Source organism: Pseudomonas sp. NPDC089734 (genome assembly GCF_044748865.1).
Taxonomy (GTDB): domain Bacteria; phylum Pseudomonadota; class Gammaproteobacteria; order Pseudomonadales; family Pseudomonadaceae; genus Aquipseudomonas.
Genome location: NZ_JBIVGV010000001.1, coordinates 235,918 through 256,072, shown reverse-complemented (window position 1 = coordinate 256,072; position 20,155 = coordinate 235,918). Strand labels below are relative to the sequence as shown.

Genomic DNA, 20,155 nt, shown 5'->3' with positions numbered 1-20,155 from the left:
CGCCATCCGTGGTGCATGCGTCATGAAAAGAGTCAGATCTCCTGTCCAAACGCCTGTTGCAATGCAACGCCGGCCCCCATCAGCCCGGGGTATTCGGCAGTGACCAGCCATACGGGCAGGCCTTTGAAATAATCGCTCATCACGCCTTTTTCAGCGAGTGCGCGCTTGAAACCGCTGTGAGTGAAGAAATCGACGAAGCGCGGTATCACGCCGCCCACGATATATACCCCACCCAGACCACCCAGGGTAAGCACATTATTGCCCACCACCCGCCCCAGGAAGACACAGAACTGGTCCAGAACCCCTACCGCGACCGGATCTCCCGCCACGGCCGCCGAGGTGATGGCCGCCGGTGACTTGAGCACGGGTTCGATATCGTCCAGCGCACAACTGACCTGATACAACTGCAACAAGCCTGCACCACTCAGCACCGTTTCGGCGCTGACATGCTCATGCTCGGCCATCAGGCGCGCCCACAGCAGGGCCTCGCGGGCCGTGCCGATCGGCAGGTCCACATGCCCGCCTTCGCCGGGCAGGGCCGTCCAGCGATCATCGCCCAGGCTGATCAGGGTCCCGACACCAAGTCCGGTCCCCGGCCCGATCACCACACGCGGGCGATCCGGCTTGCCGATGCCGTGGCAGATGGTCAGGTATTCATCGTCACGCAGGCGGGTCATGCCCAGCGCCATGGCCGTGAAATCGTTGATCAACAGCAGTTCATCGACTTTCAGGTTTTCACAGAACTTCGAGCGACTCAGTTGCCAGTGGCTGTTGGTGAAATAGAACTCATCGCCATCCACCGGCCCGGCCACCGCCAGACAGACGAAGCCGACATCGCCCGGTTGCAGCTCAAGGTCCTGCAGGTAGATCTCGATGGCTTGTTCCGGCCCCGCGTAATCGATGGTCGGGAATACCCGGATCGAATGCAGTCTGTCGTCTTCCCAAATGGCAAAACGTGCATTGGTACCGCCAATATCACCGACCAGGGCCAACTTCACTTGAGCGTCTCCAGATTTGAGGTAAAGGCGCTGGCCCCTCGCTCAGCCGAGCTGAAAGCCATGCGCATGAAGCCGAACAGTTCACGGCCACAACCGACACCGTTGTCGAGCTGACCGACAGCCGGCTCTCTGGCGCCCAATTCTGACGCTTCGACCAGAACTTGCAACGTGCCTTTTACCCCATCGACGCGAATCACGTCACCATCGCGAACAAGTGCCAAAGGGCCACCATCAAAGGCTTCCGGGCACACATGGATCGCAGCCGGAATTTTGCCCGAGGCACCGGACATGCGCCCGTCCGTCACCAGCGCCACCTTGAAACCACGGTCCTGAAGCACGCCCAGGAATGGCGTCATCTTGTGCAGTTCAGGCATGCCGTTGGAGCGCGGCCCCTGAAAACGCATCACGGCCACGAAATCGCATTCCAGCTCACCGGCCTTGAACGCATCGGCCAGATCCTGCTGGTCCTGGAATACCTTGGCCGGGGCTTCGACGATCTGATGCTCGAGTGCCACGGCGGACACTTTCATCACACCACGCCCCAGGTTGCCTTCCATGACCCGCAGACCGCCTTCGGGCGAGAACGGACGTGCCACCGGGCGCAGAATGCTTTCGTCCAGGCTTTCGAGCGGGCCTTCACGCCAGACCAGCTTGCCATCTTCGAGGAAAGGCTCCCTGGTGTAGCGACTCAGGCCATGACCGGCCACGGTGTTGACGTTTTCGTGCAACAGGCCCGCTGCCAGCAGCTCACGGATCAGGAAAGACATCCCGCCCGCCGCCTGGAAGTGGTTGATATCGGCCTTGCCGTTTGGATAGACGTGGGTCAGGGTCGGCACGACTTCCGAGAGGTCAGCCATGTCCTGCCAGGTCAACTGGATGCCCGCCGCCTGGGCAATGGCCGGCATGTGCAGCGTATGGTTGGTCGAACCGCCCGTGGCGTGCAGGGCCACGACCGAGTTGACCAGCGCGCGCTCATCGACGATTTCACCGATCGGCATGAAAGCACCGCTTTGTTTGGTCAGGCGAGTGACCTGATGGGCGGCCTCGGTGGTCAGGGCATCGCGCAGCGGGGTGTACGGGTTGACGAAAGAGGCACCCGGAAGGTGCAGGCCCATGACTTCCATCAGCAACTGGTTGGTGTTGGCAGTGCCGTAGAAGGTACAGGTGCCCGGCCCGTGATAGGACTTCATCTCCGAATCCAGCAGCTCTTCGCGGGTCGCCTTGCCTTCGGCGTAGCGCTGGCGCACATCGGCCTTTTCCTTGTTGGAAATGCCGGACACCATCGGCCCGCCCGGTACGAAAATGGTGGGCAGGTGACCGAAGCGCAACGAGCCCATCATCAGGCCCGGAACGATCTTGTCACAAATTCCCAGCATCAACGCGGCATCGAACATATTGTGGGATAACGACACCGCCGTGGACATCGCAATCACTTCACGGCTGGCAATGGCCAGTTCCATGCCCGGCTCGCCCTGGGTCACGCCGTCACACATCGCTGGCACACCGCCTGCGACCTGACCGACCGAACCGATCTCACGCAGGGCCTGCTTGATCTGGACCGGAAAGTGTTCGTAAGGCTGATGGGCCGAGAGCATGTCGTTGTAAGCCGTCACGATGGCCACGTTGGCGGCGTTCATCATGCGCAGGTTCTGCTTGTCTTCCGGCCCGCATCCGGCCACGCCATGGGCGAAGTTGGCGCATTGCAGCTTGCCGCGCATCGGGCCTTCGCTCGCGGCACCGCGAATCAGTTCCAGGTAGCGCTGACGGGTGTCGCGACTGCGAGCGATAAGACGCTCGGTGACCTCAAGAATGCGGGGATGCATAGGCTGAACTCCAGGCTAACGTCTATGTTCACCTGTAAAGACCATTCCAGCTATCGGGATCTGACGACACGCGACAAAAGCGTGATCTCGATCAACTGAACCAGCCTTCCAGGCTTGTAGTTGTAGATAAAACAAAATACTGCCATTAAAAAGGCTTGTTTTCTATTTCCATGAGAATAATCTTGTAATTCCAACAACAATTTCATGAAGGACGACTGTATGACAATTCGCATTGCAATCAACGGTTTTGGCCGGATCGGCCGTAACGTCCTACGCGCACTCTATACCCAAGGTTACCGGCAAGACCTGCAGGTCGTCGCCATCAACGATCTGGGCGATAGCGAGATGAACGCTCATCTGCTGCGTTACGACACTGTTCACGGCCCTTTCGGCGGGACCGTCGAATGCGACAGCGAAAGTCTGACGGTCAATGGTGACCGTATCGCTGTCAGCGCCATTCGCAACCCTGCCGAGTTGCCATGGAAAGCCCAGAAGATCGATGTCGTCTTCGAATGCACCGGCCTGTTCACCAGTCGGGAGAAAGCCGCCGCCCACATCACTGCCGGCGCAGGCAAGGTCATTGTTTCAGCTCCCGCCAAAGGTGCAGATGCCACCATCGTCTATGGCGTCAACCATGACACTCTACGCCAGTCGCACCAGATCATCTCCAGCGCCTCCTGCACCACCAACTGCCTGGCTCCGGTCGCCCAGGTCCTGCACCGTGAACTGGGCATCGAAAGCGGGCTGATGACCACCATCCACGCCTACACCAACGACCAGAACCTGATCGACGTCTATCACTCCGACCCTTACCGCGCTCGCTCGGCCACCCACTCCATGATCCCGAGCAAGACCGGCGCAGCCGAAGCCGTGGGTCTGGTGCTGCCGGAACTGGCAGGCAAATTGACCGGCATGGCCGTACGAGTCCCGGTGATCAACGTTTCCCTGGTGGACCTGACCATCAGCCTCAAGCGTGATACCACCGCCGAGGAAGTCAACGCGCTGATGAAAGAAGCCAGCCAGCATTCCAGGGTTCTGGGTTACAACACCCTGCCGCTGGTTTCCCACGACTTCAATCACAATCCGCTGTCGTCCATTTTCGACGCCAACCACACCAAGGTCAGCGGCAAGCTGCTCAAGGTGCTGGCCTGGTATGACAACGAATGGGGCTTCTCCAATCGCATGCTCGACAACTGCCTGGCCCTGCATAATGCGCAGTAAGCCCGCTCGGTAAAGATTAAGAAAATTATAGAATCCGGACTTGACCACAGAAGTGGATGATAAGCATTATCATCCACTTGATTTTTCGGTCGAGCACTTCCGTGTCACAGTCGCACTTCAATGATGTATTTGTCGCTCAGCGTGAGGTCCTGCTCAGGACCTTGCAGGGAATGGTCGGCAATCACAGCACGGCCGAGGATCTGTTGCAGGAAACCTGGCTGCGTGTCACCCGTGCCTTGACCGAACGTCCGATCGATCACCTGGAACCCTTCGTCTACCAGACCGCCCGCAACCTGGCGCTGGATCATTTGCGCGCCCGCCGCATTCATGGCCGGACCCTGATCGAAGATGCCCCCGCCGAACAGGTCGAAAGCGTTGTCGCTCAACTCAGCACACCCGAAGACGCCACCCATGCCAAGAGGCTGCTTGAAAGCCTCAGCAGCACACTGGGTAAACTCACGGCACGCCAACAGAAAATATTTACCCTGAGCCGCCTCAACGGATGCAGCTATCTGGAGATTGCCGAGCAACTGGATATCTCCGCCAGCACCGTACAAAAAGAACTGAAACTGATCATGGCGATCTGTGTGGGAGTCGTGGCCAGACTCGATCGGGCTTGACCAGACCCGGACGCTGTCGCAGGCTGCCCCTTCCACCGCATGCACATGAATCGAACCGAGATTGCCGAGGAACACCGTGACTCCAGGAACAGAACGCGCGCAGTCGCTTGCACAGGATGTGTTGAGCGAGAGCGCAATGGATCAAGCCCTGACCTGGCTGATCGAGCTGGAAGGTGCAAACCATGAGCAGCAGGCACGATTCGAGGCCTGGCTAAAGGCCGATCCTGCTCATGCGCAGGCATTCGCCAGGGCCCAGGCAGTCTGGGAGTCGCCCGCGCTCCGGCAAGCCGCCGTGGAGCTGGAAAAACCCCGCCGGCCTTCCGTCCTGCAACGCCTCCGGCCACACTGGAAACCACTGGCAACAGCCGCCGTTCTTCTGTTGGGGCTGTTCAACTTCAGCAATCTGCCGCTGCGCATTCAGGCCGATCACCTGACCGTGGTCGGTGAGCGCCAGCGCCTGCAACTGGCCGACGGCTCACAGGTCCTGCTCAATACCAATTCGGCCTTTTCCAGCCACTTCAACGACCGGCAGCGTGCGGCACGCCTGTATCAGGGTGAAGCCTATTTCAACGTGGCGCTCAGCCAGGACACACCCATGGAAATCGAGGCTGGCCCCATACGCATGAGCGCCAACAGCACCGAATTCTCGGTGCGCTACCTCGATGGCGAAGCCCGGGTCCAGGTACAGAGCGGTGCTGTGGATGTGAGCGCCATACGTGGCGACTCCAGGGTCAGCCTGGGTGCAGGCGACAGCGTTCGTGTCGGCCCTTCGGGGTTCGGCCATCGTGAAAGGCTCGATCCGACCAAGGACCTGGCCTGGGTCCAGGGACGCCTGATCTTCGATAACAGCCCGCTCAGTGAAGTGCTGGCAGAACTGCGCCGTTATTATCCCGGCTGGATCATCAACACTAACCCGGCACTGGATAACGTGGCCATCACCGGCAACTACAAGCTGGATAACCCTTTGGGCGTGGTGCGCTCACTGGCGCAGATCACCTCGGCCAGCGTGCATGAAATGCCTGCGCTCGTCCTCATCAACTGACGGAAAACTTTTTTTACGCACTCGTAACCCCTCGTACGTCTAGTCATAGCCAATGCAATTGATTCGCATTAATAATCAATCTGCTCACACTATAACCAGCACTACGTCAGGGAGCGCCACCGGATGTCATCCACGTTCAGGCCCACCACTCACCCGCGTCTCGCGGGTCTTCAGCGGTTCACACTTTCACTGCTGACCGTGGCGGTTTTCAGCGCAGGCATGCAAGCAATGCCGGCTGTAGCGGCAACAGAAAGCGCTACCCAGGCACGACCTGCAGGCACTTACCACTTTGCGATTGCCAGACAGCCTCTGGTCTCGGCACTCAATGAGTTCAGCCGCGTCACCGGCTGGCAGGTGGGTGTCTCCTCGGAACTGACGCAAAACGTCGTCTCCCCGGCGGTGGATGGCAACCTGCAACCGGCCCAGGCACTGGAACGCCTGCTGTCGGGCAGCCAGCTGAGCTATCGCAACCTGGGCGATAACAATGTCGTTCTGGAAAAACGTGTCGCCGGTGTCATCGCACTCGAGCAGACCACCGTCAGCGCCACTCGCCAGGAACAGGACATCGTCTCGGTTCCTAATACCGTCAGTGTCCACACACGTGAAGAGCTGGACCGCCGCAACGTCAATACCATTCGTGATCTGGTCCGTAACGAACCGGGCGTTTCAGTTGGCGGTGCCGGTCAGCGCGGCGGTACCACTGGCTACAACATTCGCGGCATCGACAACAACCGGATCCTGACTCAGGTGGACGGCGTCGACGTTCCGGACAGTTTCTTCACCGGCCCCTTCGCCCAGACCCGCCGCAACTATGTCGATCCTGAAATCGTCAAGCGCGTGGAAATCCTGCGCGGCCCGGCCTCGGCCCTGTATGGCAGCAGCGCCATCGGCGGTGTGGTCAGCTATTACACGCTGGACCCGGACGACATCATCAAGGAAGGCAAGGACGTCGGAGCCCGTCTGAAAACCGGTTACAGCTCGGCCAATGAAAGCTGGCTGACCTCGGGCACCTTCGTCGGCCGCCAGGGCGATTTCGACGCGCTGTTGCACCTGAGTCAACGCGAAGGTCATGAAACCGAGTCCTACGGCAGCACAGGCGGCACCGGTCTGACACGCACCGAGGCCAACCCCGAAGACGAACGCGCAACCAATGTGCTGGCCAAGCTGGGCTGGAACTACGCCGAAGATGCGCGCCTCGGGCTGACCTACGAGAAGTACAAGGACGATCGTGACACCAATCAGCTCAGCGCCATCGGCGGGCCGTTCGGCAATGGCGTCGGCGTTGGCATGTACCGGGGCCGCACCACCAACGACACCATCACCCGTGAACGTTTCGGCATCGATCACACCTTCGCGATCGACAGCCTGCTGGTCGACAGGATCAAGTGGAGCCTGAACTACCAGAATGCCAAGACCGAGCAGAGCACCCGCGAACGCTACTTCCCGTTCGTCCGTGACCTGTATCGCAATCGCGACACGACGTATCAGGAAAAGCAGTGGATCTTCGATGCCCAGTTCGACAAGGCCTTTTCCATTGCCAGCACCGATCATGACCTGACCTACGGCACCACGATCAAGCGCCAGAAAGTCACCGGTCTGCGTACCGGTAGCGCCACCTGCGCCAGCGTCATGGGCGTCTGCACCACCGTGGGCGCGGTGAGCCCTGTGGCGAGTGACAATCCGTCTCCGACCAGCGATTTCCCGGACCCGACCATCACCAGCTACGCGCTTTTCGCCCAGGACCAGATCAGCTGGAACAAGTGGACCTTCATGCCCGGCCTGCGTTACGACCACACTCGCCTGAGCCCGAAGATGACCGAGGAATTCCTCAACTCCGAAGGTCTGGACGACCCGAGTGGCGGCGACAGCTCGGATAAAGTCTGGCATCGCGTCTCGCCCAAGTTCGGCATGACCTATGCCCTGACCGACCACTACACCTGGTACGGCCAGTACGCCGAAGGTTTCCGCACTCCGTCCGCCAAGGCTCTGTACGGCAGCTTTGAAAACACCACCGCCGGTTATGTCGTCGAACCCAACCCGAACCTGGACCCGGAAAAGAGCAAGAGCTATGAAACCGGTCTGCGTGGGCGCTTCGAGTCCGGCACGTTCGATGTGGCCGTGTTCTATAACAAGTACCGCGACTTCATCAACGAAGACGGCCTTGCGGCTGGCTATGACGAGTTGACGTTCCAGTCCTACAACATCAAGCATGCCACCATCAAAGGAGCGGAGGTCAAAGGCCGCCTGAACCTCGATGTCTTCGGCGCACCACAGGGCCTTTATACCCAGGGATCGATCGCCTACGCCCAGGGCCGCAACAACGACACGGGTGAACCGATCAACAGCGTCAACCCGCTGACCGGCGTTTTCGGCCTGGGCTATGACCAGGACAACTATGGTGGCCTGTTGAGCTGGACACTGGTCAAGCGCAAGACCCGTGTGGATGACAGCGAGTTCAATGAACCGGACGGTTCAGCCACCCAGTTCCGGACACCGGGCTTCGGCATTCTGGACCTGACCGGCTACTACAAGGTCACCGATGACATCACCGTCAATGCAGGCCTCTACAACCTGACCGACAAGAAATACTGGCTGTGGGATGACGTGCGCGGGTATGACGGCGTAGGTGAAGCCGCAGCCACCTCGCCGGCCAACCTGGATCGCCTGACCCAACCGGGACGCAACTTCAGCGTCAACCTGGTCTGGGATATCTGATCCCCCATTCCCGGCTCCCCCGAAAACACGCCAACGATCACGGTCGGCGGCGTGTTTTTTACGCTTCGGGGTTTTGTCATTCGTCTATTCAACATACCCCTTCATACAAGGAAGAACCTGATGACAACCGAGCAGACTCGCCCTGCCCTGCGTTCGCAGCGTCTCAACCAGATTACCCATGCGCCTCACGAACAGCTCGACAAGGCTGTAAAGGCCAACGCACCGTTTGAAACACTGGAAAGCTACAAGCGTTTCGTCGTCGCTCAATACCTGTTCCAGACGGAATTGCAGGGTCTGTATAACGACCCTGCCCTGACGAAAATCGTGGCCGACCTGCCAGCCCGTTGCCGCGCCGAACAAGCCAGGGCGGATCTGGCCGATCTGAACACCGACATTCCTCAGGCTGTCGCCGGTGCCGTGCAAAACCCGAGCAAGGCCCAGGCCCTGGGCTGGCTGTTCGTTTCCGAAGGCTCGAAACTGGGCGCCGCCTTTCTGATCAAGCGCGCCACCGCCTTGAACCTCAGCGAAAGCTTTGGCGCACGGCATCTGGGTGAACCGGCCGGTGGCCGTGCCGAAGGCTGGAAAACCTTCATCCGGACACTGGACGGTCTGGCGCTCACCGAGGAAGAAGAAGCACAGGCCGATCAGGGTGCCCTGGCGGCCTTTGAACGTTTCAACGTTCTGTTGCAGCACGCCTACACACCTGCGCAAAAGATCGAACAGGTTCAGGCATGAAAAAACGCCCGGTGCTGTTAAGCTGGCCGGGCTTTTCAAACCTGCCCGTAGTGACCATGACCTATAAACCTCCCGGCTCCAGACTTTCGCGTCTTCTCTTCGGCATCCTGGCCTATGTCAGTCTCGGCATCGGTATCGCAGCCATTTTCATCCCCGGCCTGCCGACCACCGAATTCATTCTGCTGGCCGCATGGGCCGCCACCCGAAGCTCGCCACGCCTGAATGCCTGGCTGGAGAACCATCGCGTGTTCGGTCCGATCCTGAGCAACTGGCGCAATGGCCGGCTGGTTGCACGCAAGGCCAAGATCAGCGCGACCGTCAGCATGCTGGTCTGCGCCATCCTGATGCTGAGCCTGCTCAATCATGTCTGGTGGCTGTACCTGGCGATCGCGGGCATGGCCCTGGGCAATCTGTGGCTCTGGTCCAGGCCTGAGCCGACAGGCCGCCGCGACTGACCTGAATCAGACACATATACCCGCAATGCCGCTATGCTGTCGGGTGCTTATTCATGGTGCTGAACGCCGGACAAGGTCCAGGTGTCTACCCGTACACTTTCACTTTTCTGACGGAGCGACGTTCATGTTCGAGCCCGGTCATTTGCACATTACCCACGCAGCCCTGCAGCGCTCGGGGTTTACCTACGATATTCACGTTCATTACGAAACCTGCGAAGACCCGGATGAAGGCACCTGCATGCACTTCACCATGCAGGGCGAAATCAACGGCAAGACCTTCACGGAAGAGTTCCAGTTGCCACGCGACCTGGCCTTCAACTTTGCCCATGACGCAGGCCGCATCGGCATCAAATACGGGCTGCCGAACCTGGCCGCAATGCCCGTCGAAATGCACAAGGACTACGACCGGATGTTCCAGGACATCCGCGACAAGCTGGACATCAAATCAGGCGACCCGATAAAACCCGAACACCTGGAATAACGCTTTCCAGGGCCGTAGGAGCGGATTCATCCGCGAATGTCTGCTCGCGAATGAATTCGCTCCTGCGGTTGGAATTCATTCGCGAAAAACCTGACTCTACAAGGCATACTTGCGCCTCTTCGCCCTCCAGAATTCATAGCGTCCCATGCGTATCCATGTCTGCTTCATCGACCGTGTCGGTATCACCCAGGAAGTGCTGGCCATTCTGGGTGGACGCAATCTGAATCTCGATGCCGTGGAGATGGTGCCGCCCAACGTCTATATCGATGCGCCGACCTTGAGCCACCAGATGCTCGAAGAACTCAAGGATGCGCTGTTTCGTGTACGCGGTGTCGAAGCGATCACCGTTGTGGATATCCTTCCCGGCCAGCGCCGCCACCTGCAACTCGACGCCCTGCTGGCGGCCATGACCGACCCGGTTCTGGCACTGGACAGCGCCGGACACGTCCTGCTGGCCAACCCGGCCCTGATCACCCTGATCGGCCGCGAACCGGCCGGTGAGCCGGTGGGCGAACTCTTTGCCGACCCGAGCCTGCAATCCACACTGCTGGAAAACGGCTTCCGTCTGCCCATGCGCGAGATCACCCTCAATGGTGAAGCCTTGCTGCTGGACGCCACGCCGATTACCGAAGCCGGCGGCCTGCTGACGCTGTACCTGCCCAGCCGGATCGGTGAACGCCTTTCGGCCCTGCATCATGACCACGCCGAAGGCTTCGATGCCTTGCTGGGAGAATCGCCCGCCATCCGCATGCTCAAGGCCCGGGCACAAAGGGTCGCCGCACTGGATGCCCCCCTCTTGATTCAGGGTGAAACCGGTACAGGCAAGGAACTGGTCGCCAGGGCCTGCCATGCCAGCAGCGCTCGTCATGGCGAACCCTTCCTGGCCCTCAACTGTGCCGCGCTCCCGGAAAACCTCGCCGAAAGCGAGCTGTTCGGCTATGCCCCCGGCGCGTTCACCGGCGCACAACGGGGTGGCAAACCGGGGCTGATGGAACTGGCCAACCAGGGCACGGTGTTTCTGGATGAAATCGGCGAAATGTCGCCCTACCTGCAAGCCAAGCTGCTGCGCTTTCTCAACGATGGCAGCTTCAGGCGTGTGGGCGGAGATCGAGAGGTCTCCGTCAATGTGCGCATCCTCAGCGCCACCCACCGCGACCTGGAAAAGATGGTCAGCGAAGGCACCTTCCGCGAAGACCTGTTCTATCGCCTGAATGTCCTGAACCTGGAAGTCCCGCCACTGCGCGAGCGCGGACAGGACATTCTGTTGCTGGCCCGTTATTTCATGGAACAGGCCTGCACACAGATCCAGCGCCCGGTCTGCCGCCTGGCAACCGGCACCTACCCGGCATTGCTGGGCAATCGCTGGCCGGGCAATGTGCGTCAATTGCAGAACGTGATCTTCCGGGCTGCCGCCATCAGTGAAAGCAGCCTGGTGGACATTGGCGACCTGGACATCGCTGGCACCGCCGTAGCCCGTCAGAACGACGGAGAGGTCGGCAGCCTGGAACAGGCCGTCGAGGATTTCGAGCGGGAACTGCTGCACAAGCTCTACGCCGATTACCCCTCGACCCGGCAACTGGCTGCCCGCCTGCAAACCTCACATACCGCCATTGCCCATCGGTTGCGCAAATACGGAATTGGAAAATAGGCCTGTGTAGGAGCGGATTTATCCGCGAATAGGGTTGTTCGCGAATAAATTCGCTCCCACAGTATTTCCCACAGAATTCGCGACCAACCGTAACAAAATCATTCCACCGTAACGATTTCACTCCAAACCATCCCAACCCCCAGCCAACAAGGCGTTGATCCCATAGGGATTTTCCAGCCCCGTCCAACTGTATCGATTTCGCTACACCTTATTTCCACAGACCAAACCAAAACAAACATAACCAATTGATTTAAAACGATAATTTAATATTGGCCGCAAAATTGCTTTGCAGCTTCTCATTACGACGGCATCAGCCGCGGGCCTTTACCCTTGAGGAGTTGTTATGAGCGAGTTGCGATTCACCGTTGAACACGAATGGCTGCGGGCCGAAGCCGATGGCAGTGTGACGGTCGGCATCACGCCTTATGCGCAGGAATCGCTCGGCGATGTGGTCTATGTGCAGCTCCCGGAATTACAGGCCTACACTCAAGACGCCGAAGTCTCGGTCGTGGAATCGGTGAAAGCCGCCAGCAGCATCAATATGCCTCTGGATGGCGAGGTGGTTGCCGTCAACAGCGAACTCGACAGCACCCCTGAACTGGTCAATGAAGACGCACTGGGCGCAGGCTGGTTCTTTCGCTTCATTCCACAGAATGCCGATGCCATTCACGGCCTGCTGGATCAGGACGCCTACGACCGCCTGATCAAAGCCAACGCTGAAGCCTGAGGAGCGCGCCATGACTGATCACATTGAATTGAGCACCGCCAACGAATTCATTGCCCGTCACATCGGCCCACGTGCCAGCGACGAGCAGGCCATGCTTCACATGCTGGGTTTCGACTCCATCGAGGCCCTGAGCGAAAGCGTCATCCCGCAAAGCATCAAGGGCACCAGCGTCCTGAACCTGCCGGCAGGCCAGAGCGAAGCCGATGCCCTGGCGTCGATCAAGGCCATCGCCAGCAAGAACCAGTTGTTCAAGACCTACATCGGTCAGGGTTACTACAACACCCACACACCGGCCCCGATTCTGCGCAACCTGCTGGAAAATCCGGCCTGGTACACCGCCTACACGCCTTACCAGCCGGAAATTTCCCAGGGCCGCCTGGAGTCGCTGCTCAACTTCCAGACCCTGATCAGCGACCTGACCGGCCTGCCGATCGCCAACGCCTCGCTGCTCGACGAAGCCACCGCCGCCGCAGAAGCCATGACCTTCTGCAAACGCCTGAGCAAGAACAAGGGCAGCCAGCACTTCTTCGCCTCGGCCCACTGCCATCCACAAACCCTGGATGTACTTCGCACCCGCGCCGAGCCGCTGGGCATCACCGTTGTGATCGCCGACGAGTCGGAACTGGGTGATGTCAGTGATTATTTCGGCGCCCTGCTGCAATACCCTGCCAGCAATGGCGATATCTTCGATTACCGCGAACTGGTCGAGCGTTTCCATACCGCGAACGCACTGGTCGCCGTGGCCGCCGACCTGTTGGCCCTGACGCTGCTGACCCCACCGGGCGAATTCGGCGCAGACGTGGCCATCGGCACGGCCCAGCGCTTTGGCGTACCGCTGGGCTTCGGTGGCCCGCATGCGGCGTACTTTTCCACACGCGATGCCTTCAAGCGCGACATGCCTGGCCGTCTGGTCGGCGTCTCGGTGGATCGTCACGGCAAACAGGCCCTGCGCCTGGCCATGCAGACCCGCGAGCAACATATCCGCCGCGAGAAAGCGACCAGCAACATCTGCACCGCACAAGTGCTGCTGGCCAACATCGCCAGCATGTATGCCGTCTACCACGGTCCGCGCGGCCTGAAACAGATCGCCAATCGCGTACACCACATGACGGCCATCTTTGCAGAAGGCCTGAGCCGGTTGGGCCTGAAGATCGAGCAGGCCTTTTTCTTCGACAGCCTGACCATCAAGACCGGTGTCCAGACCGCCGCCCTGCACTTCAAGGCGCGAGCGCACCAGATCAACCTGCGGGAAATCAACGCCGAATACCTGGGCCTGTCCTTCGACGAAACCACTTCGCAATCGGCCATCGAGACCCTGTGGAGCATTTTTGCAACCGACGGCCAGAAACTGCCGGACTTCAGCGCACTGGCCAGCACTATACAGTCCCGCTTGCCCAAAGCCTTGCTGCGTCAATCCGAGATCCTCAGCCACCCGGTCTTCAACCGCTATCACTCCGAAACCGAGCTGATGCGCTACCTGCGCAAGCTGGCCGACAAGGACCTGGCCCTGGACCGCACCATGATTCCGCTGGGCTCATGCACCATGAAGCTCAATGCCGCCAGCGAAATGATCCCGATCACCTGGGCCGAATTCGGCAATCTGCACCCGTTCGCCCCCGCCGAACAGAGTGCCGGTTACCAGCAACTGACCAGCGAACTGGAGACCATGCTCTGCGCTGCCACCGGCTACGATGCAATCTCCCTGCAACCCAACGCGGGTTCGCAAGGTGAGTACGCAGGCCTGCTGGCCATCCGCGCCTACCATCAGAGCCGTGGCGATGAGCGTCGCGATATCTGTCTGATTCCGTCCTCCGCCCACGGTACCAACCCGGCTACCGCGAACATGGCGGGCATGCGCGTGGTCGTCACTGCCTGCGATACCCGTGGCAACGTCGATATCGAAGACCTGCGCGCCAAGGCCATCGAACACCGCGATCAACTGGCGGCACTGATGATTACCTACCCGTCGACCCACGGCGTGTTCGAGGAAGGTATCCGCGAAATCTGCGGCATCATCCATGACAACGGCGGCCAGGTTTACATCGATGGCGCCAACATGAACGCCATGGTCGGCCTCTGCGCACCGGGCAAGTTCGGCGGTGACGTCTCTCACCTGAACCTGCACAAAACCTTCTGTATCCCCCACGGCGGCGGTGGCCCCGGTGTCGGCCCGATTGGCGTGAAATCTCACCTGGCACCGTTCCTGCCCGGCCACGGTCAGATGGAGCGCAAGGAAGGTGCGGTCTGTGCCGCCCCCTTCGGCAGCGCCAGCATTCTGCCGATCACCTGGATGTACATTCGCATGATGGGCGGCGAAGGCCTCAAACGCGCCTCGCAACTGGCGATTCTCAACGCCAACTACATCTCCCGTCGCCTGGAAAACCATTACCCGGTGCTCTACACCGGCACCAGCGGTCTGGTGGCCCACGAATGCATTCTGGACCTGCGCCCGATCAAGGAAACCAGCGGTATCAGCGTCGATGACGTGGCCAAGCGCCTGATCGATTTCGGTTTCCACGCACCGACCATGTCGTTCCCGGTAGCGGGCACGCTGATGATCGAGCCGACCGAAAGCGAGTCCAGGGAAGAGCTGGACCGCTTCTGCGACGCCATGATCAAGATCCGTGAAGAAATCCATGCCGTGGAAAACGGCACGCTGGACAAGGATGACAACCCGCTGAAGAACGCACCGCACACCGCAGCCGAAATCGTCGGCCAGTGGAGCCATCCGTATAGCCGCGAGCAGGCTGTGTATCCGGTCGAATCGTTGATCGACGGCAAATACTGGCCACCGGTCGGTCGTGTCGACAACGTGTTCGGCGACCGCAACCTGGTCTGCGCCTGCCCGTCCATCGAAAGCTATCAAGAGGCGTGATCGCCCAGCCTTCGCGAAGAACACTCTCGCTACAGGAGCGAGTTCATTCGCGAAGGCTTCCTCCCCTAACGGAATCCATCATGTCCACAGAACAATTGCTGACCACCCCGCTGCACAGCCTGCACCGCGAACTCGGTGCCAAAATGGTGCCCTTCGCCGGTTACGACATGCCCGTGCAATACCCGGCCGGCGTGATGAAAGAACACCTGCACACCCGTGAAAGCGCGGGTCTGTTCGATGTCTCGCACATGGGCCAGATCCTGCTGATCGGCACCCAGGCTGCACAGGCACTGGAAACCCTGGTGCCGGTAGACATCATCGATCTGCCGGTCGGCATGCAGCGCTACGCGATGTTCACCGATGAAAACGGCGGCATTCTCGACGACCTCATGGTCGCCAATCTGGGTAACGATCAGTTGATGCTGGTGGTCAATGCCGCCTGCAAGAACGAAGACCTGGCGCATCTGCGCAAGCACCTTTCTGCCTACTGCGAAATCCAGCCGCTGTTCGAGGAACGCGCCCTGCTCGCCCTGCAAGGCCCGCAGGCGGTCACCGTGCTTTCACGCCTGGCACCGCAGGTGGCGACCATGACTTTCATGCAGTTCGCTTCCGTTAACTTGCTGGGTGTCGACTGCTATGTCAGTCGTTCGGGCTACACCGGCGAAGACGGCTACGAGATCTCGGTTCCTGCGGACAAGGCCGAGGCGCTGGCCCGTCGCCTGCTGGAAGAGCCTGAGGTTGCCCCCATCGGCCTCGGTGCCCGCGACTCGTTGCGCCTGGAAGCTGGCCTGTGCCTGTATGGCCATGACATGAACACGGAGACATCACCCGTTCAGGCCAACCTGCTGTGGGCGATCTCAAAGGCAAGGCGCGTCGATGGCCCGCGTGCCGGCGGCTTCCCCGGTGCCGAAAAAATCGTTGCCCAACAACAGGCAGGTGTGGATAAAAAACGTGTGGGCCTGCTGCCACAGGAGCGCACACCGGTGCGCGAGGGAACGGAAATTGTCGACAGCGAAGATCAAATCATCGGTCGCGTGTGCAGCGGCGGTTTTGGCCCGACCCTGGGCGGCCCTCTGGCAATGGGCTACCTGGATACCCGCTTCACGGCCCTGGAAACACCCGTATGGGCGATTGTCCGCGGCAAGAAAGTCCCTATGGTCGTGAGTAAAATGCCTTTCGTTGCGCAACGTTACTTCCGGGGCCAATAACGGCGTCAAAAAAACAACCACTTTTTCAACACCGATAATACTGTTGCATGCCGTCTTCCAACACGGCGTGCAACAGCGTTTCGCCTATTGAAAAAATGCCCTGTCAAAGTGCATAAACGCGCCAAAAACGGCCGGTTGCCCACTAAGGGTGAAATATCACTTCAATCAACGTCCCCCCTTGAAAACAAGGGGACAAACCGGGGCTTGTTTTTGTAACGAGAGTTGGCGTAGAGTTTCCTGACTGTGTTTGCATAGGTCGCTGAATCTGGACCTGGGCAGTAGCTCCAAGTGTTGCTACATCCCGTTCTACGTTTCTTAACTTCCTGCAACCAGCCCCAGTACTCTTTCAGGTGAAAGAGGCTGTCTCCAATTCAAGCGTCAAGGAAATAAGAAAATGTCTCAACGTCAGAGCGGCACCGTCAAGTGGTTCAACGACGAAAAGGGTTTTGGTTTTATCACTCCAGAAAGCGGTCCGGATCTGTTCGTACATTTCCGCGCAATTCAAGGTAACGGCTTCAAGAGCCTGAAAGAAGGCCAGAAAGTCACCTTCATCGCTGTGCAAGGCCAGAAAGGCATGCAGGCTGACGAAGTTATCGCTGAAGCTTAATCGCTGACGCCCGAAAAGCCCCTGATTATTGATATCAGGGGCTTTTTTATGCGCGCGATTTCGTAAGATGCGGTTTTACCGTGATTGAGAGCTTCGCGATGTCCAGACATATGCTTCGACCGCAAGGCGACTTTCCGCCTGCCAGCCTCGCCCGACGCCTGGCGGCCATCTTCTATGACGCCTTCCTCTGTTTTGCCCTGCAACTGGTCACAGCCTTCATCTACAAGCTGGTGATGATGGCTTTCATCGGCGAAGCACGACTGCGCGCCCTGTCCGAGTCCGGGGCACTGGATGGCGACCCTCTGCTGTCCTCAATCCTTCTGCTGGTCACCTTCGGCTTCTTCGCCAAGTTCTGGACCCATGGCGGCCAGACTCTGGGCATGCAGGTGTGGGGTATTCGCGTGCAGAACGCCGACGGCAGCGCCATCAGCCTGATGCAGGCCCTGCTGCGCTTTATCGTCTCCATCGCGTCCTGGCTGTGCCTGGGGCTGGGGTTTGTCTGGAGCCTGTTCGACAAGCAGAACCGCGCCTGGCATGACAGGTACTCCGATACCCGTCTGGTCCGGATACCCAAACACAAATAAGCGCCCATGAAAAAGCCGACTCGCAGTCGGCTTTTTCAATTCGCAGTGTCGGTTTACCCGGCGCGACGCAACAGCAGCACCCCGGCCAGGGCACAGACCGCAGCAGGCACCAGAACGGCAAACAGCGGCGAGAAGCCGAAGACCAGACTGGAAGGCCCCAGCAGGTCCTGGATGATGCGGAAGGTAAAGCCGACCAGCACACCCGTGAAGACACGCTGGCCCAGCGTCACCGAGCGCAGCGGACCGAAGATGAAGGAGATCGCCATCAGCACCAGCGCCACGGTCACCAGAGGTTGAAGGACCTTGGTCCAGAAGGCCAGCCAGTAGCGGCCATTGCTCAAGCCTTGCTCCGCCAGATAGTGCGCATAGCTCCACAGGCCGGTAATGGACAACGACTCGGGCGGCATGATGACCGTGCTCAGCAGTTGAGGGCTGAGGGAGACATCCCAGCGCTCGACCGGGGTCTTGATGACTTCGGTACTGCCATCGCGGAAATGCGTGGTGGTGACGTCTTTCAGTTCCCAGTAATCGGTCTTGTAATTGGCCTGTCTGGCAAAGCTCGACGTCAGCATGTGGCGCTGATCGTCGAAACGATACCGTGTTACGCCATACATCAGGCCGTTGGGCTGGACGGTGTTGATATGGATGAACTCGTCGCCCTGGCGGTGCCACAGGCCGTGCTTGGCACTCTGCGAGTCGCCGCTGCCCTGAGCCAGCGAACGATTGGCCTGAGCCTGGTTTTCCGCGTAAGGGGCCACGTACTCACCGACCAGAACACCAGCGATCATCAGGAACAGCATGGGCTTCATGACCGCCCAGACGATGCGCGCAATGGAAACGCCCGCAGCACGCATGATGGTCAGCTCGCTGCTGCTGGCCAGGGTGCCCAGGCCGATCAGACAACCGATCAGGGCCGCCATCGGCAGCATGTCGTAGACCCGCCGGGGCGCGGTCATCAGCACGAAACTGCCGGCATCCATCAAGGTGTAGTTGTCACTGATGTCGCCCATCTCATCGATGAAGGCAAACAGCGAAGCCAGGCCCAGGATGATCCCCAGTACCGCCAGGATCGCCATGAACACGCTTTTACCGATGTATCGATCGAGCTTAACCACGAGCCACCTCCGCTACGCTACGGCGACTCGCCATTTTCAGCCGCAATGGCTCCCAGTACATCAACACCAGACCTATCAACAGGAACAATCCGTGAACCCACCACATGCCGAGGCTCAGTGGCAGCTTGCCTTTCTCCAGAGCGCCACGCACGGCAATCAGAATCGTCAGGTAAGACATGTACAGAAGAATCGCCGGCAGCAGTTTCAGGTAACGGCCCTGACGAGGGTTGACCCGCGCCAGCGGCACCGCCATCAGGGTCACGATGAACACCAGGATCGGCAGCGAGATACGCCATTGCAGCTCGGCCCGATAGCGTGGCGTGTCGTTGCCGAACAGGTCGCTGGTCGCAATGGCCTCGCGGTCGGTGATTTCATCGCTGATGTCCGGCTTGGGCAGCATCGCGCCATAGGTGTCGTACTTGATCGCGCGGTAATCAGCTTCGCCGGGATTACCGTCGTAGCGGTAGCCGTTCTCCAGAATCAGGAAGCGGCTGCCGTCAGGACGAACTTCCTGGTGTCCCTTTTCGGCCACCAGCACGGTGATGCCCCGATCCTTGCTCTTGTCGGTGGACATGCGCCGCTCGGAAATGAAGATACCGCCCAGATTGGTACGGTCCTCGGACAGCTCCTGGGTGTAGGTGACCCGCGTCCCGTCGCGCAGCGACTGAAAACGCCCCGGCACCAGCGTGTCGAACTCGGTCATTGCATCCTGTTTGTTGATCAGCAGCGAGAATTGCGTGGCCCCCTGCGGAGCCAGGCTGAAGCTCAGCCAGGCCACCAGCAACGCCACGAGAGCGGCCGGAGCCAGGGTGATGCCCAGCAGACGCTGCTGACTCATGCCGGTCGCGGCCAGCACGGTCATTTCGCTTTCCAGATACAGCCGGCCATACGCCAGCAGAATCCCGAGAAACAGGCCCAGAGGCAGGATCAGTTGCAGGAAGCCGGGCAGACGAAAACCCATGATCATGAACAGCACGCCCGGATCAAGCGCGCCCGACGCTGCCTGGGCCAGATACTTGATGAAACGTCCGCTCATGATGATTACCAGCAATACGGCGCTGACCGCGCTCAAGGTAACCAGCACTTCTCGGGATAGATAACGGAAGACAATCAAACCAGACACTCCAGAGTTGTCAGGCTCAGGCAGCCAAACAAGAAAAATATGAGCCAGGGCAACAAGACATTCACGCCAGGCAAAGGCACGAATAGCCAAAAAATATGCGGCATTATCCTGTGATTGAGCCGTCCTGTCACTGCGCGGTCTAGATACTTCTCACAACAACGTCCTACAGGCTGGAATA

At 59.5% G+C, this 20,155-nt stretch carries 17 protein-coding genes; 13 read left to right on the top strand and 4 right to left on the bottom strand.

Annotated features, from left to right (window positions below):
• Window positions 1-32: 32 nt before the first annotated feature.
• Window positions 33-998, bottom strand: coding sequence for a glucokinase (locus ACIPY9_RS01180; protein ID WP_400696407.1), 966 nt, complete (start codon window positions 996-998; stop codon window positions 33-35).
• Window positions 995-2,821: a phosphogluconate dehydratase gene (edd, locus tag ACIPY9_RS01175; RefSeq protein WP_400696406.1), complete on the bottom strand. Its 1,827-nt coding sequence runs from the start codon at window positions 2,819-2,821 to the stop codon at window positions 995-997. The genes ACIPY9_RS01180 and edd overlap by 4 nt, the downstream gene beginning before the upstream one ends.
• 219 nt (window positions 2,822-3,040) lie before the next feature.
• Between edd and gap the strand changes: the two genes are divergently transcribed.
• From gap to ACIPY9_RS01110, 13 genes are all read left to right on the top strand, one after another.
• Complete coding sequence (gene gap, locus ACIPY9_RS01170; RefSeq protein WP_400696405.1) at window positions 3,041-4,042, top strand: type I glyceraldehyde-3-phosphate dehydrogenase; 1,002 nt, start codon at window positions 3,041-3,043, stop codon at window positions 4,040-4,042.
• Window positions 4,043-4,143: 101 nt separating this feature from the next.
• Window positions 4,144-4,662, top strand: coding sequence for an RNA polymerase sigma factor (locus tag ACIPY9_RS01165; RefSeq protein ID WP_400696403.1), 519 nt, complete (start codon window positions 4,144-4,146; stop codon window positions 4,660-4,662).
• A gap of 76 nt (window positions 4,663-4,738) precedes the next feature.
• On the top strand, window positions 4,739-5,704 hold the full coding sequence (locus tag ACIPY9_RS01160; RefSeq protein WP_400696402.1) for a FecR family protein: 966 nt from the start codon (window positions 4,739-4,741) through the stop codon (window positions 5,702-5,704).
• Window positions 5,705-5,827: 123 nt separating this feature from the next.
• Entirely contained in the window at window positions 5,828-8,419 is a 2,592-nt protein-coding gene (locus ACIPY9_RS01155) for a TonB-dependent receptor (RefSeq protein WP_400696401.1), read from the top strand.
• A 120-nt stretch (window positions 8,420-8,539) separates the two neighbouring features.
• Complete coding sequence (locus ACIPY9_RS01150; RefSeq protein WP_400696400.1) at window positions 8,540-9,154, top strand: biliverdin-producing heme oxygenase; 615 nt, start codon at window positions 8,540-8,542, stop codon at window positions 9,152-9,154.
• On the top strand, window positions 9,151-9,609 hold the full coding sequence (locus tag ACIPY9_RS01145) for a YbaN family protein (RefSeq protein WP_400696398.1): 459 nt from the start codon (window positions 9,151-9,153) through the stop codon (window positions 9,607-9,609). Before ACIPY9_RS01150 ends, ACIPY9_RS01145 begins: the two co-directional genes overlap by 4 nt.
• A gap of 124 nt (window positions 9,610-9,733) precedes the next feature.
• The gene (locus ACIPY9_RS01140; protein WP_400696397.1) at window positions 9,734-10,090 is read left to right on the top strand and encodes a DUF5064 family protein; all 357 of its coding nucleotides are present in this window, start codon (window positions 9,734-9,736) and stop codon (window positions 10,088-10,090) included.
• 145 nt (window positions 10,091-10,235) lie between these two features.
• The gene (locus tag ACIPY9_RS01135) at window positions 10,236-11,738 is read left to right on the top strand and encodes a sigma-54-dependent transcriptional regulator (RefSeq protein ID WP_400696396.1); all 1,503 of its coding nucleotides are present in this window, start codon (window positions 10,236-10,238) and stop codon (window positions 11,736-11,738) included.
• Between the two features lie 343 nt (window positions 11,739-12,081).
• The gene (gene gcvH / locus ACIPY9_RS01130) at window positions 12,082-12,465 is read left to right on the top strand and encodes a glycine cleavage system protein GcvH (protein ID WP_400696394.1); all 384 of its coding nucleotides are present in this window, start codon (window positions 12,082-12,084) and stop codon (window positions 12,463-12,465) included.
• 10 nt (window positions 12,466-12,475) lie between these two features.
• Complete coding sequence (gcvP, locus tag ACIPY9_RS01125) at window positions 12,476-15,340, top strand: aminomethyl-transferring glycine dehydrogenase (protein ID WP_400696393.1); 2,865 nt, start codon at window positions 12,476-12,478, stop codon at window positions 15,338-15,340.
• An 80-nt stretch (window positions 15,341-15,420) separates the two neighbouring features.
• Window positions 15,421-16,548 carry a glycine cleavage system aminomethyltransferase GcvT gene (gcvT, locus tag ACIPY9_RS01120; RefSeq protein ID WP_400696392.1) on the top strand — a complete coding sequence of 376 codons (1,128 nt, stop codon included), beginning with the start codon at window positions 15,421-15,423 and terminating at the stop codon, window positions 16,546-16,548.
• Between the two features lie 394 nt (window positions 16,549-16,942).
• Window positions 16,943-17,155 carry a cold-shock protein gene (locus ACIPY9_RS01115; RefSeq protein ID WP_010220199.1) on the top strand — a complete coding sequence of 71 codons (213 nt, stop codon included), beginning with the start codon at window positions 16,943-16,945 and terminating at the stop codon, window positions 17,153-17,155.
• A gap of 98 nt (window positions 17,156-17,253) precedes the next feature.
• Window positions 17,254-17,739, top strand: coding sequence for an RDD family protein (locus tag ACIPY9_RS01110; protein ID WP_400696391.1), 486 nt, complete (start codon window positions 17,254-17,256; stop codon window positions 17,737-17,739).
• Between the two features lie 53 nt (window positions 17,740-17,792).
• On the opposite strand, the gene lptG is transcribed toward ACIPY9_RS01110, so the two are convergent.
• Both lptG and lptF read right to left on the bottom strand, forming a co-directional pair.
• Window positions 17,793-18,854 carry an LPS export ABC transporter permease LptG gene (gene lptG / locus ACIPY9_RS01105; protein ID WP_400696390.1) on the bottom strand — a complete coding sequence of 354 codons (1,062 nt, stop codon included), beginning with the start codon at window positions 18,852-18,854 and terminating at the stop codon, window positions 17,793-17,795.
• The gene (gene lptF, locus ACIPY9_RS01100) at window positions 18,847-19,968 is read right to left on the bottom strand and encodes an LPS export ABC transporter permease LptF (RefSeq protein ID WP_400696389.1); all 1,122 of its coding nucleotides are present in this window, start codon (window positions 19,966-19,968) and stop codon (window positions 18,847-18,849) included. The genes lptG and lptF overlap by 8 nt, the downstream gene beginning before the upstream one ends.
• Between the last annotated feature and the right edge of the window lie 187 nt (window positions 19,969-20,155).

Coding starts and splice junctions, on each gene's coding strand:
- ACIPY9_RS01115 (WP_010220199.1), top strand. CDS start 16,943: ATGTCTCAACGTCAGAGCGGCACCGTCAAGTGGTTCAACGACGAAAAG.
- ACIPY9_RS01110 (WP_400696391.1), top strand. CDS start 17,254: ATGTCCAGACATATGCTTCGACCGCAAGGCGACTTTCCGCCTGCCAGC.
- ACIPY9_RS01135 (WP_400696396.1), top strand. CDS start 10,236: ATGCGTATCCATGTCTGCTTCATCGACCGTGTCGGTATCACCCAGGAA.
- gcvT (WP_400696392.1), top strand. CDS start 15,421: ATGTCCACAGAACAATTGCTGACCACCCCGCTGCACAGCCTGCACCGC.
- gcvP (WP_400696393.1), top strand. CDS start 12,476: ATGACTGATCACATTGAATTGAGCACCGCCAACGAATTCATTGCCCGT.
- ACIPY9_RS01155 (WP_400696401.1), top strand. CDS start 5,828: ATGTCATCCACGTTCAGGCCCACCACTCACCCGCGTCTCGCGGGTCTT.
- ACIPY9_RS01145 (WP_400696398.1), top strand. CDS start 9,151: ATGAAAAAACGCCCGGTGCTGTTAAGCTGGCCGGGCTTTTCAAACCTG.
- ACIPY9_RS01140 (WP_400696397.1), top strand. CDS start 9,734: ATGTTCGAGCCCGGTCATTTGCACATTACCCACGCAGCCCTGCAGCGC.
- gcvH (WP_400696394.1), top strand. CDS start 12,082: ATGAGCGAGTTGCGATTCACCGTTGAACACGAATGGCTGCGGGCCGAA.
- ACIPY9_RS01150 (WP_400696400.1), top strand. CDS start 8,540: ATGACAACCGAGCAGACTCGCCCTGCCCTGCGTTCGCAGCGTCTCAAC.
- edd (WP_400696406.1), bottom strand. CDS start 2,821: ATGCATCCCCGCATTCTTGAGGTCACCGAGCGTCTTATCGCTCGCAGT.
- gap (WP_400696405.1), top strand. CDS start 3,041: ATGACAATTCGCATTGCAATCAACGGTTTTGGCCGGATCGGCCGTAAC.